The following is a 14,589-nucleotide window of genomic DNA, read 5'->3' as shown; positions in this document are numbered from 1 at the left end:
GATGCCCACTGAGGCAGAGTTCCTCGACTACCTCCGGCGTGCGACTGCCGACCTGCGCGACGCGCGCCGGCGGGTGCGCGAGGTGGAGGCCAAGGACCGCGAGCCGATGGCCGTCATCGGGATGGCGTGCCGGTTCCCGGGCGGCGTCTCCAGCCCGGCGGAGCTGTGGGACCTCGTCGACCGGGGCGGCGACGGGGTGGGCGACTTCCCGACCGACCGGGGCTGGGACCTGGAGCGGCTCTTCCACGTCGACCCGGACAACCCGGGCACGTCGACCAGCAACCAGGGCGGCTTCCTCTACGACGCGCCGCAGTTCGACCCGGGCTTCTTCGGCATCAGCCCCCGCGAGGCCCTGGCGATGGACCCCCACCAGCGGCTGCTGCTGGAGACCTCCTGGGAGGCGTTCGAACACGCCGGCATCGACCCGCAGCGGCTGCGCGGCAGCCGGACCGGCGTCTTCGCCGGGGTGATGTACCACGACTACGCGTCGCGGGTGCTGGACCTGCCCGAGGGCGTCGAGGGCTACATCGGCACCGGCAACTCCGGCAGCGTCGTGTCGGGGCGGGTGGCGTACACCTTCGGGCTGGAGGGCCCGGCGGTCACGGTGGACACGGCGTGCTCGTCGTCGCTGGTCGCCGTGCACCTGGCCACACAGGCGCTGCGCCAGCGCGACTGCGACTTCGCGCTCGCCGGCGGCGTGACGGTGATGTCCACCCCGGGCACCTTTGCCGACTTCTCCCGCCAGCGGGGCCTCGCCTCGGACGGCCGGTGCAAGTCGTTCGCCGCCGCCGCCGACGGCACCGGCTGGTCCGAGGGCGTCGGCGTGCTGCTGCTGCAGCGGCTCTCCGACGCCCGCCGCGACGGCCGGCGCGTGCTCGCCGTGGTCCGGGGCAGCGCCGTCAACCAGGACGGCGCCAGCAGCGGGCTCACCGCGCCCAACGGCCCGTCGCAGGAGCGGGTGATCCGGCAGGCCCTCGCGAACGCCCGGCTCTCGCCGGCCGACGTCGACGTGGTGGAGGCGCACGGCACCGGCACCACGCTGGGCGACCCGATCGAGGCGCAGGCGCTGCTGGCCACGTACGGGCAGGACCGGGGCGACGGCGGGCCGCTCTGGCTGGGCTCGGTCAAGTCGAACCTGGGGCACACCCAGGCCGCCGCGGGCGCCGCCGGCCTGATCAAGATGATCGAGGCGATCCGGCACCGCACCATGCCCGCCACCCTGCACGTCGACGAGCCGTCCCCGCACATCGACTGGTCCGCCGGGCAGGTCTCGCTGCTGACCGAGGCACGCCCGTGGTCGGCCACCGACCGGCCGCGCCGGGCCGCCGTGTCGTCGTTCGGCATCAGCGGTACGAACGCGCACGTCATCCTGGAGGAGGCGCCCGTCGACGACGCCCCGTCCACGGACGGGGCCGCGCCCGTCGCCGACGCCCCGCTGACGCTCCCGCTCGCCCCGGTGTTCCTCTCCGCCCGTACGCCCGAGGCGCTCGCCGGGCAGGCCGGGCGCTGGGCCGACCACCTCGCCCGCGTCGACGCCGTCCGCCCGGTGGACGTCGCGCTCTCCTCGGTCAGCCGCGCCGGGCTCGAGCACCGCGCGGTCGTGCTGGCCGGCGACGCGGACGACCTGCTCGCCGGGCTGCGGGCCCTCGCCGCCGGCGAGCCGACCGGCACCGTGACCACCGGGGCCTCCGCCCCGCGCGGCCGGGTGGCTTTCCTCTTCTCCGGTCAGGGCGCGCAGCGCGCCGGCATGGGCCGCGAGCTGTACGTGACCTTCCCGGTCTTCGCCGCCGCCCTCGACGAGGTGTGCGGGCACCTCGACCCGCTGCTGCCGCGCGCGCTGCGCGAGGTGCTGTTCGCCGCGGCGGGCACGCCCGAGGCGGAGCTGCTGGACCAGACGGTCTTCACCCAGGCGGGGCTCTTCGCCGTCGAGGTGGCGCTGTTCCGCCTCGTCGAGTCGCTCGGGGTCGCGCCGGACCTGGTGGCCGGGCACTCCATCGGCGAGATCGCGGCGGCGCACGTGGCGGGGGTGCTGTCCCTGGCCGACGCGTGCGCGCTGGTCGCGGCGCGCGGCCGGCTCATGCAGGCCCTGCCGGCGGGCGGCGGCATGCTCGCCGTGGCTGCCGACGAGGCCGCGGTGGCCGCCTCACTGGCGGGGCTGACCGGCCGGCTCGACGTGGCCGCCGTGAACGGTCCCGCCGCCGTGGTGGTGGCGGGCGACGTCGAGGCCCTCGACGAGGTGCAGCGGGTGTGGTCCGAGCGGGGTGTGCAGACCCGCCGGCTGCGGGTCAGCCACGCCTTCCACAGCGCGCGGATGGACCCGATGCTCGCCGAGTTCGCGGCCGTCGCCGAAGGGCTGACGTACCGGCCGCCGACGATCCCGGTGGTGTCGAACCTGACCGGCCGGATCGCCGACGCCGACCAGCTCTGCGACCCGGGCTACTGGGTGCGGCACGTACGCGGCACGGTGCGCTTCGCCGACGCCGTCGACTGCCTGCGCGCCGAGGAGGTCGACACCTACCTGGAGGTGGGGCCGAACGGCGTCCTGACCGCCATGGCGCAGAACTGCCTCGCCGAGCGGGCGGAGGACGAGACCGAGCCCCTGCTGGCCCCGGTGTCGCGCCACGACCGGTCCGAGCCGCAGGCCCTCCTGGAGGCCCTCGCGCTGCTGCACGTGCACGGCCTGACCGTCGGCTGGGCGGACCTGCTCGACCGGGCCGGCGGCCGGCACCTGGACCTGCCGACGTACGCGTTCCAGCACCAGCGCTTCTGGCTGGAGCCGGCGGGCCGGTGGACGGACGTCTCCGGGGCGGGCCTCGGGGCGGCCGGGCACCCGCTGCTCGGCGCGGCCGTCTCCGTGGCCGGCGAGGACATAGTGGTGCTGACCGGCCGCCTGTCCACGTCGACGCACGTGTGGCTCGCCGACCACTCGGTCTCCGGCGTGGTGATCGTGCCGGGCGCCGCCCTGGTCGAGCTGGCGGTGCGGGCGGGCGACGAGGTGGGCGCGTCGCGGGTGCGGGAGTTGACCGTGGCCGCGCCGCTGGTGCTGCCGGAGGGCGGCGCGGTGCGGGTGCAGGTGCGCGTCGGCGCGGCCGACGAGTCCGGCACCCGGTCGGTGACCGTGCACTCCCAGCCGGAGGAGGCCGTCGACCCGGAGTGGGTCCGGCACGCGGAGGGCGTGCTGGAGCCGGCGTCGGCCGACGAGCCGGGCGTGGGGGAGTGGCCGCCGGCCGGCGCGTCCGAGGTGGACCTGGCGGGTTGGTATCCGGCGCTGGCGGAGCGCGGCCTGGCGTACGGGCCGGTGTTCCGGGGGCTGCGCCGGGTGTGGGCCGGCGGCGACGAGGTGTTCGCCGAGGTCGCGTTGCCAGACGAGGTGGCGGGCGACGCGGCGGGGTTCGGCGTGCACCCGGCGTTGCTGGACGCGGCCCTGCACCCGATCGGGCTGCTGCCCGGCTCGGAGGAGTCGGGCGGACCGCGGGTGCCGTTCGCGTTCGAGGGCGTGCAGGTGCACGCCGCGGGCGCGCGGGTGCTGCGGGTGCGGCTGACGCGCGCGGGTTCGGCGGTGCGGCTGGTCGCGTGCGACGAGTCGGGCGCGGCCGTGGTGTCGGTGGACTCGCTGGCGCTGCGGGAGCTGACCGGGGTGTCGTCCCCGGGCGAGGCGGCCCGGTCGTTGTTCGAGGTCTCGTGGCAGGCCCAGGAGGTCACCCCGACCGGCGAGGCCTCCGGGTGGGCGCTGGTGGGCTCGCCGGCCGCCGTCGACCTGCCGGCGTACGCCGACGTCGAGGCGGTGACCGCGGCGTCGGACGTGCCGCCGCGCCTGCTGCTGGTGCCGGCGGGCGGCGCGCAGCGGCTCGACAACGCGGGCGCGGCGGACGCCGGCCACGACAACGACCCCGAGGCGGTACGCGCGGCGACGTCGCACGTGCTGGCAGTCGTCCAGTCCTGGCTGGCGGCGGACGCGCTGGCGGAGTCACGGTTGGTGGTGCTGACGCGGGGCGCGGTGTCGGTGGGCGCCGGGGACCGGGTTTCCGACCTGGCCGGTGCGGCGGTGTGGGGTCTGCTGCGCTCGGCGCAGTCGGAGCACCCGGGTCGCATCGTCCTGGCGGACGTCGACGGTGACGTGGACGCCCGTATGTTGGGTGTGCTGGCTGCGGTGGCGGACGAGCCGGTGGCGTTCGGCGGTCAGGTCGCGGTGCGCTCCGGCGGGGTGTTCGTGCCGCGTCTGGTGCGCGCGCTCGCCCCCTCGGCGGCAGAGACGCCCGCCGTGGGCGACGGCACGGTGCTGGTCACCGGTGGCACGGGTGCGCTGGGTGCGCTGGTGGCGGAGCATCTGGTGTCGGTGCACGGGGTGCGGTCGCTGGCGCTCGTCTCTCGGCGTGGCCCGGAGGCCGCCGGTGCGGGCGAGCTGTCGCAGCGGCTGTCGGCGTTGGGTGCGTCGGTGCGGGTGGTCGCGTGTGACGTGACCGACCGGGACCAGGTCGGCGCGCTGGTTGCCGAGATCGCAGCCGAGGGCCGGCTGGCGGGTGTGGTGCACACCGCCGGTGTCCTGGACGACGGTGTGGTGGAGGGGCTGACCGCTGAGCGGCTCGGTGCGGTGTTGGCGCCGAAGGTGTCGGCGGGTTGGCTGTTGCACGAGGCGACGGCGTCGCTGGATCTGGATCTGTTCGTGGCGTTCTCGTCGGTGGCGGGTGTGCTCGGTTCGCCGGGTCAGTCGGCGTACGCGGCGGGCAACGCCTTCCTCGACGGGCTTGCGATGTACCGGCGGCAGCTCGGCCTGCCGGCCGTCAGCCTGGCGTGGGGCATGTGGGACACCCCCGGCATGGCGGCGTCCCTCGACGAGGCGGACCGGGCGCGATCGACCCGGGGCGGCGTCACCGCGATGAGCGCCGAGACCGGACTGCGGCTGTTCGACGCGGCGCTGACCGCCGACCGCCCCGCCCTGGTGCCGGCCGTGATCGACCTGGCCGCCCTCCGGGCCGCGGCCGGCGCCGGCCTGGTGCCGCCGATGCTCCGCGCCCTGGTCGGCACGACCGCGACCCGCCGCCAGGCGGGACAGGGCACCACCTGGGCGACCCGCATCAGCGGCCTCGCCGCCGACGAGGCGCGCGCCCAGATCGACGTGCTGGTGCGCGGCCTCGTCGCGCAGGTGCTCGGGCACGGCGGCGCCGAGGCCGTGCCGGCCGACCGGGCCTTCCGCGAGCTGGGCTTCGACTCGCTGACCGCCGTGGACCTGCGCAACCGCGTCAACGCGGCCACCGGCCTGCGGCTGCCCTCGACGCTGGTCTTCGACTACCCGACGCCGCAGGCGCTCGCCGCACACGTGCACGCCGAACTGGCCGGCGCCGCCAGCGGCCCCGCCGCGCCGGGCGCGCGGACCACGACCCGGGCCGACGAGCCGCTCGCCATCGTGGGCATGGCCTGCCGCTACCCGGGAGGCGTCGAGACGCCCGATCAGCTCTGGGCGCTGCTGGCCGCCGGCGGCGAGGGCATCGGGGAGTTCCCCACCGACCGCGGCTGGGACCTGGAGAGCCTGTTCGACCCCGACCCCGACCACCCCGGCACGTCGTACACCCGGCACGGTGGTTTCCTCTACGGTGCCGCCGAGTTCGACCCCGGGTTCTTCGGGATCTCGCCGCGTGAGGCCCTGGCGATGGATCCGCAGCAGCGGCTGCTGCTGGAGGCGTCGTGGGAGACGTTCGAGTCGGCCGGTCTCGATCCGCAGCGGCTGCGGGGCAGCCGGACCGGCGTCTTCGCCGGGGTCATGTACCACGACTACGCCTCGCAGCTGATGGAGCTGGCCGACGAGGTCGAGGGCTACGTCGGCACCGGCAACTCGGGCAGCGTGCTGTCCGGTCGGGTCGCGTACACGTTCGGCCTGGAGGGGCCGGCGGTCACCGTCGACACCGCCTGCTCGTCGTCGCTGGTGGCGCTGCACCTCGCCGCGCAGGCGTTGCGCAGCGGCGAGTGTGATCTGGCGTTGGCCGGCGGTGTGACGGTGATGGCGACGCCGGGGACGTTCATCGAGTTCTCGCGGCAGCGGGGCCTGTCGGCCGACGGCCGCTGCAAGTCGTTCGCCGCCTCGGCCGACGGGACGGGCTGGTCCGAGGGCGTCGGCGTGCTGCTCGTGCAGCGGCTCTCCGACGCCCAGCGGGAGGGTCGGCGGATCCACGCCGTCCTGCGCGGTACGGCCGTGAACCAGGACGGCGCGTCGAACGGCCTGACCGCCCCGAACGGCCCCTCGCAGCAGCGGGTGATCCGGCAGGCGCTCGCGAACGCCCGCCTGACCCCGGCCGACGTGGACGCCGTCGAAGCGCACGGCACCGGCACCACCCTCGGCGACCCGATCGAGGCGCAGGCGCTGCTGGCGACGTACGGGCAGGAGCGTCCGCAGGACCGGCCGCTGCTGTTGGGGTCGGTGAAGTCGAACATCGGGCACACCCAGGCCGCCGCCGGTGTGGCCGGCGTGATCAAGATGGTGCTGGCGATGCGGCACGGCCTGGTGCCGCCGACGCTGCACGTGGACGAGGCGTCCCCGCACGTGGACTGGTCGGCCGGGGCGGTGGCCCTCGCGACCGAGGCGACCCCGTGGCCGCAGGTGGGCCGGCCGCGTCGGGCGGCGGTGTCGTCGTTCGGGATCTCCGGCACGAACGCGCACGTGATCATCGAGCAGCCGCCCGCCGAGGCGGTCGACGGACGCGCCGCCGACCGTCCGCGCGCCGGCGTCGTACCCCTGGTGCTCTCCGCCGTGGACGCCCCGGCGCTGCGCGACCAGGCGGCCCGGCTGGGCGCGCACCTGGCGGCGCACCCGGAGCTGGAACCGGCCGACGTCGCGCACGCCCTGGTCACCACCCGGGCCGCCTTCGGACACCGCGCCGTCGTCCTCGGCCGCGACACCGTCGGCCTGACGCGGGCACTGGAGTCGTTCCACCTCGGCGAGGACACCCCCGCCACGGTCACCGGCACCGCGCTGCGCGGCGGCGACCCGGTCCTCGTCTTCCCCGGCCACGGCGACCCGTGGCCCGCCACGGCGGTCGAGCTGCTGGACCGCTCGCCGGAGTTCGCCGCCGCGATCGCCGAGTGCGAGGCGGCCCTCGCACCCCACGTGGACTGGTCGCTCACCGCCGTGCTGCGCGGCGCGGACGGCGCCCCGACCCCGGCCGACCCTGGCGTGACGCACCCCGTCCGGTGGGCCGTGGCGGTCTCGCTGGCCCGCTGGTGGCGTTCGCTCGGCGTCCGGCCCGCCGCCGTGGTCGGACACGCCCACGGCGAGGTCGCGGCCGCCTGCGTGGCCGGCGCGCTGTCGCTGGCGGACGCGGCGAGGACGATCGCCCTCGCCAGCCCGGCCGAGGCCGACCCGGACGTGCTGGCCGGGATCACCCTCCGGGCAGCCGAGCTGCCGCTGTACTCGGCGGCGACCGGCGGGCGGGTCGACACCGACGGCCTCGACGTCGCCCGCTGGTACCGGGGACTGGCCGACGGCCTCGACGCCGACCCGGTCGTACGCGCCCTGCTCGACGAGGGCCACCAGATCCTCGTCGAGGCCGCCCCCGAGCCCGTGCTCGCCGCCGGGATGCGGGCGATCGCGCACGCCGCCGCCGACGCCGTCGTGGTGGCCGCCGCCGACACCGACGCCGGCGGTTGGCTCCGGATGCTGACCGTCCTCGCCGGGCTGCACGTCCACGGCGTGCCCGTGGACTGGACGGCGATCCTGGGCGCCCGCACCGGCCCGCCGGTGCAGCTGCCGACGTACGCCTTCCAGCGTCAGCGCTACTGGCCGCAGGCACCGGTGGCGACCGGCCCCGCCCTCGCCGGTTCCGACGAGACGGACCGGCACTTCTGGGAGGCCGTGGAGCGCGCCGACCCGCAGGCGTTGGCCGCCGCGATGCGGATCGACGAGACGGCGGCCCGGTCCCTCGACCCCGCGCTGCCGCTGCTCTCCTCGTGGCGCCGCCGCCGCCGCGACGAGTCCACGGTGGACTCGTGGCGGTACCGGGTGACCTGGAAGCCGGTCACCGTCGCGCCGGAGGCCACCCTCTCCGGCGCCTGGCTGCTGCTGGTGCCGGCGGCCGGCGCCGAGCATCCCCTGGTCGACGCCGCCGCCCGGGCCCTCACCGAGGGCGGGGCCGAGGTCGTCCGGATCGACGTGACGGACCCGGACCGGCAGGCGCTGGCCGACCGGCTGGCCCGTACCGGCGTCGCCCCCGCAGCCGTCGCCGGCGTGCTCTCCCTGCTCGGCCTGGACGACGCGCCGCACCCGACCCACCCGGTGGTGCCGGCGGGTCTCGCCGGCACGTACGCCCTGGTCCAGGCCCTCGGCGACGCCGGTGTCACCGCCCCGCTGTGGTGCGCCACCGCCGGCGCGGTCTCCACCGGCCGGGCCGACCCGCTCGACCGGCCCCGCCAGGCGATGCTCTGGGGGCTCGGCCGGGTGGTCGCCCTGGAGCACCCGGACCGCTGGGGCGGCCTCGTGGACCTGCCCACCGAGCCGGACCCGCGGGACCGGGCCCGGCTCGTGGCGGTGCTGGCCGGCGTCGACGCCGAGGACCAGCTGGCGCTGCGCCCCTCCGGGGTGTTCGCCCGGCGACTGGTCCGGGCCCGCACCGACCGGACGGCGACCGGCGACTGGCGTCCCGCGAGCGGCGCCGTCCTGGTCACCGGCGGCCTCGGGTCGATCGGGGCCCAGGTGGCGCGCTGGCTGGCCCGCGAGGGCGTCGGCGAGCTGGTGCTGACCGGTCGCCAGGGCCCTGCCACGCCCGGCGCGGACGAGCTGGCGGACGAACTGCGCGCCGCCGGCGCCACCGTCGCCGTGGCCGCCTGCGACGTCGCCGACCGCGATGCCATGCGGGCCCTCGTCGAGCGGCTCGCCGGGCAGGGCACCCGCGTCGGGGCCGTGTTCCACACCGCTGGGGTCGCCCACGCCGGGCCGGTCGCGGCCACCGACGTGGCCGAACTCGCGGACGCCCTGCGGGCCAAGGTGGCCGGCGCGGTCAACCTCGACGAGGTGTGCGGCGACGACCTGTCGGCGTTCGTGCTCTTCTCCTCCGGGGCCGGCGTCTGGGGTGGCGGGCACCAGGGCGGCTACGCCGCGGCCAACGCCTTCCTCGACGCGCTCGCCGAGGACCGGCGACGGCGCGGCCGGGCCGCGACCGCCATCGCCTGGGGCGCCTGGGACGGCGGCGGCATGGTCGACGCCGAGGGCGCCGCCGACCAGATGTTCCGCTCGGGCGTACGGGCCATGCGTCCCGACCTCGCGATCTCCGTCCTGGCCGAGGCCCTCGACCACGGCGACACCACGCTCACCGTGGCGGACATCGCCTGGGACCGGTTCCTCCAGACCTACACGCTGGCCCGTCCCCGGCCGCTGATCGCCGACGTCCCGGAGGTGGCCCGGCTGCTCGCCGCCGGGCAGCGCGACGACGACCCGACCGACGCGGCCTCGCCCCTGCGCGGCCGGCTGGCCGGACTCGCCGCACCGGAACGGCGCCGCGTCCTGCTCGACCTCGTACGGGTCCACGCGGCGGCGGTGCTGCGCCTGTCCTCGCCGCAGGCGTTGGCGGCGGACCGGTCGTTCCGGGAGATCGGCTTCGACTCGCTCAGCGCCGTCGAGATGCGCAACCGGCTCGCCGAGGCGGTGGGGCTGAACCTGCCGGCGACCCTGGTCTTCGACCGCCCGACGCCCGAAGCCCTCGCCGAGCACCTGGCGACCCGGCTCACCGGCGACGACACCCCGGCGACCGCGCCCGTGCGGGCCGCCACCGCGCTGGACGAGCCGATCGCCATCGTCTCGATGAGCTGCCGCTACCCCGGCGGCGTCGCCGGTCCCGAGGACCTGTGGCGGCTGGTCGCCGAGGGCCGGGACGGGATCGCGGAGTTCCCGACCGACCGGGGCTGGGACCTGGAGGCGATCTACCACCCCGATCCCGACCGGCCCGGCACCTCGTACGTCCGGGAGGGCGGCTTCCTCACCGACGCCGCCGGCTTCGACGCCGCCCTGTTCGGCATCTCCCCGCGCGAGGCGATGGTGATGGACCCGCAGCAGCGGGTGCTGCTGGAGAGCGCCTGGGAGCTGTTCGAGCGGTCCGGCACCGCGCCGGCCGACATGCGGGAGACCAACACCGGCGTCTTCGTCGGCACCAACGGCCAGGACTACGCGACGCTGCTGATGGCCGCCCGGGTCGAGACCGAGGGCTACCAGGCCACCGGCAACGTCGCCGCCGTCATCAGCGGTCGGCTCGCGTACCACTTCGGGTTGCAGGGCCCCGCCGTCAGCGTCGACACCGCCTGCTCGTCGTCGCTGGTGGCGCTGCACCTGGCCTGCCAGTCCCTGCGGCAGGGCGAGTGCGACGTCGCGGTCGCCGGCGGCGTGACGGTGATGGCCACCCCCGGGCCGTTCCTGGAGTTCGCCCGGCAGCGGGGGCTGGCCCTCGACGGCCGGTGCAAGTCGTTCGCCGGGGCCGCCGACGGCACCGGCTGGGGCGAGGGCGTGGGCCTGCTGATGTTGCAGCGGCTCTCCGACGCCCAGCGCGACGGCCGGCGGATCCTGGCCGTCGTGCGCGGCTCGGCGATGAACCAGGACGGCGCCAGCAACGGACTGACCGCGCCCAACGGACCCGCGCAGGAGCGGGTGATCAGCCAGGCGCTGGCCAACGCGCGGCTGACCGCCACCGACGTGGACGCCGTCGACGGGCACGGCACCGGCACCCGGCTCGGCGACCCCATCGAGGCGCAGGCGCTGCTGGCCACGTACGGGCGGGACCGGCCCGCCGACCGGCCGCTCTGGCTCGGCTCGGTCAAGTCGAACATCGGCCACACCCAGGCCGCCGCCGGCGTCTCCGGCGTGATCAAGATGGTGCTGGCGCTCCAGCACGACCTGCTGCCGCCCACCCTGCACGTGGACGAGCCCTCGCCGCACGTGGATTGGTCGGCGGGCGCGGTCGCGCTGCTGACCGAGGCACAGCCGTGGCCGGAGGTGGACCGGCCCCGCCGGGCCGGCGTGTCGTCGTTCGGGGTCAGCGGCACCAACGTGCACGTCATCCTCGAACAGGCCCCCGCCGCCGCGCCGGCCGACACCGGCACGCCCCGGCCGGCCGACGGGCCGCCGGTGCTGCCCTGGGTCGTCTCGGCCGACACCGCCGACAGCCTGCGGGCGCAGGCGGCACGGCTGGCCGACTGGCTGCCGCACACCGCGACGCCCGCCGCCGACGTGGCCCGGGGACTGGCCACCGGACGGTCCCCGCTGCGGCACCGCGCGGTGCTGCTCGCTGCGGACGCCGACGCGGCCCTCGCCGGCCTGCGGGCCCTCGCCGCCGGGCAGGACCACTCCGTACTCACCCGGGGCGTCGCCGAGCCGGGCGGCGCGCTGGCGGCGCTCTTCTCCGGCCAGGGCGCCCAGCACGCCGGGATGGGCCGTCGCCTGTACGAGACGTTCCCGCTCTTCGCCGCCGCGGTCGACGAGGCGTGCCAGCACCTGGACGCGTACCTGCCGCGGCCGCTGCGGCCGGTGCTGTTCGCCGAGCCGGGCACCGCCGAGGCCGATCTGCTCGACCAGACGGCCTTCACCCAGGCCGGGCTCTTCGCCGTCGAGGTGGCGCTGTTCCGGCTGCTGGAGCACTGGGGGATCCGGCCCGACTTCGTGGCCGGGCACTCCGTCGGGGAGATCAGCGCGGCCCACGTGGCCGGGGTGCTCGACCTGGCCGACGCCTGCGCGCTCGTCGGCAACCGGGGCCGGCTGATGCAGGCCCTGCCCTCCGGTGGCGGGATGCTCGCCGTCGCCGCGCCCGAGGTCGACGTGCTGCGGGCGCTGACCGACACGCAGGGCCGGGTCGCCGTCGCCGCCGTGAACGGGCCGGCCGCCGTCGTCGTCGCCGGCGCGGAGGACGCGCTGACCGGGCTGGCGGCCCACTTCGCCGGCCTCGGGGTGCGCACCAAGCGGCTGCGGGTCAGCCACGCCTTCCACAGCCCGCTGATGGAGCCGATGCTCGCCGACTTCGAGGCCGTGGCGGCGACCCTGTCGTACGCCCCGCCGACGGTGCCGCTGGTGTCGAACCTGACCGGCGCGGTGATCGACGCCGGCCAGCTCTGCACCCCCGACTACTGGGTCCGGCACGTCCGCGAGGCGGTCCGCTTCGCCGACACCGTCACCCACCTGCACGCCAACGGGGTGACCCGGTTCCTGGAGATCGGGCCGGACACCGTGCTGACCGCCCTGACCGCCGACGCGCTGCCGGCGGACGCCCCGGTCACCGTGACCGGCGTGCAGCGGCCCGGCCAGGACGAGGTGGCCACCCTGCTCGGCGCGGTGGCCCGACTGCACTGCCAGGGCGTGGCCGTACGCTGGTCGCGGCTGCTGCCCGGCGCCGGCCCCGTGGACCTGCCCACGTACGCGTTCGACCACCAGCGGTTCTGGCCGACCCTCGCGGCGGCGGCGACGGCGGACACCACCGCCACCACCCACGACGACGTCGACTCGGCGTTCTGGCGGGCCGTGGCGTCGGGCGACGGCGACGCGCTCGCCGGCCGGCTCGGCCTCGACGCGGACCGGCCGCTGCGGGAGCTGCTGCCGGACCTGGCCCGGTGGCGGCACCAGCAGCAGGAGGACTCCCTCGCCGGCGGCTGGCGGTACCGGATCACCTGGCGTCCGCAGACGCTCGCCGCAGGCGCCGTCGACGGCACGTGGACCCTGGTCCACAGCGGCACGGACCAGCCGGTCGTCGACCGGCTCGCCGAGCTCGTCACCGCCCGGGGCGGCACCGTGTGGCAGCTCGTCGTCGACCCGGCCACGACCGACCGCACGGCGCTCGCCGCGCAGCTGGCCGGCGCCGCGCCGACCCGGATCGTGTCGCTGCTCGCCCTCGACGAGCGACCGCAGCCCGACCGGCCCGCCGTGCCCCTGGGCCTGACCGCGAACCTCGCCCTGGTGCAGGCGGTCACGGACGCCCTGCCCCCGGTGCCGCTGTGGCTGCTCACCCGGCAGGCCGTCGCCACCGGCGACGGCGACCCCGTCGCCCGCCCCGCCCAGGCCACCACGTGGGGCCTCGGCCTGGTGACCGCGCTGGAACACCCCCGGCACTTCGGTGGCCTGCTGGACCTGCCCGCGACCCTGACCCCGGCCGCCGCCGAGCACGTCCTGGCGGCGCTCACCGCCGCCGGGCACGAGGACCAGCTCGCGGTGCGCGACTCCGGGACGTACCTGCGCCGGCTGGCCCGCGCGCCCCGCGCCGAGGCGCCGGCCGACTGGCAGGCGCCGGAGACCGTCCTGGTCACCGGCGGCACCGGCGCCGTCGGCCGGTACGCCGCCGGCTGGTTCGCCCGGCACGGCGCGCGGCGACTGCTGCTGGTCAGCCGGCGCGGCGCGGCGGCCCCCGGGGCCGACGAGGCGGTGGCGGACCTGGCCGCCCTCGGCGCCCAGGCGCGGGTGCTGGCCTGCGACCTGGCCGACCGGGACGCGGTCGCGGACCTGGTGCGCTCCCTGCGCGCCGACGGCGAGACCGTGCACGCGGTGGTGCACGCCGCCGGGGTGGGCCGGCTCAACCCGGTCGCCGCGGTGACCGGGGAGGAACTCGCCGACGTCGTCTCCGGCAAGATCGCCGGCGCCCGCCACCTGGACGAGTTCCTCGACCCGGAGCCGCTCGACCTCGTCGTGCACTTCTCCTCCATCGCCGCCGTCTGGGGCGTCGGCGACCACGGGGCGTACGCCGCCGGCAACGCCTTCCTGGACGCCTGGGCGCAGTCCCGGCCGGCCGGGGGTCCCCGGCACCTCTCGGTGAACTGGGGACCGTGGGCCGGCGGCGGCATGGTGACCGACGCGCACGCGGCGGCGATGAGCCGGCGCGGGGTGTCCCTGCTGGACCGGGAACCGGCGATGGCCGCCCTGCGCGCCGGCCTCGACGGCGACGACACCGCCCTCACCGTCGCCGACATCGACTGGGACCGCTTCGCGCCGGTGTTCGCCTCCGCCCGGCCCCGGCCGCTGATCAGCGAGATCGCCGAGGTGGCCGCCCAGGCCGCGGCGGCGCGGGCCGACGCCGAGGACGGCGACCAGGTCGCCGGCGAACTGCGCAAGCGGCTCGGCGAGCTGTCGCAGGCCGAACAGGCGCGGCTGCTGGTGGACCTCATCCGCACCGCCGCGGGCGAGGTCATCGGCCACGACAGCCCGTACGCGGTGGAGGCCGGCCGGCCCTTCCGGGACCTCGGCTTCGACTCGCTCACCGCCGTGGAGCTGCGGGGCCGGCTGGCCCGGTCGACCGGGCTGAGCCTGCCCAGCTCGGTGGTGTTCGACTACCCGACCCCGCAGGCGCTGGCCGAACACCTGCGGGCCGAACTGCTCAGCGAGGCGTCGGTGGAGGCGCTGCCGACGCTCGCGGAGCTGGACCAGTTGGAGAGCGCCCTCGCGCTGCGCGACCCGGACGACATCGGTCGGGTGCGCATCACGATGCGGCTGCACAGCCTGCTCGAGCGGCTCGGCACCGACGAGGAACGCCGGGAGGAGACCGCCGAGGTGGCGGACCGGCTGCGGGTGGCCAGCAACCAGGAGCTGTTCGACCTCATCGACCAGGACCTCGGGCTCTCCTGAGCCGCCCGGGGACCTGTGGT

General features: G+C 76.9%; 1 protein-coding gene. It reads left to right on the top strand.

What is annotated here, in order from left to right:
* Position 1 precedes the first annotated feature (1 nt).
* A complete protein-coding gene (locus ACLQ22_RS22240) occupies positions 2–14,569 on the top strand; it encodes a type I polyketide synthase (RefSeq protein ID WP_425694010.1) in 14,568 nt (4,855 codons plus the stop codon).
* Positions 14,570–14,589: the final 20 nt, after the last annotated feature.

This window comes from Micromonospora sp. DT178, from assembly GCF_049841695.1.
GTDB lineage: Bacteria > Actinomycetota > Actinomycetes > Mycobacteriales > Micromonosporaceae > Micromonospora.
The sequence above is the reverse complement of the archived record's forward strand: the minus strand, read 5'-3'. Positions and strand labels throughout refer to the sequence as shown.

What these genes read in the sequence shown, in the direction of transcription:
- ACLQ22_RS22240 (WP_425694010.1), top strand. Translation starts at nt 2, where the DNA reads ATGCCCACTGAGGCAGAGTTCCTCGACTACCTCCGGCGTGCGACTGCC.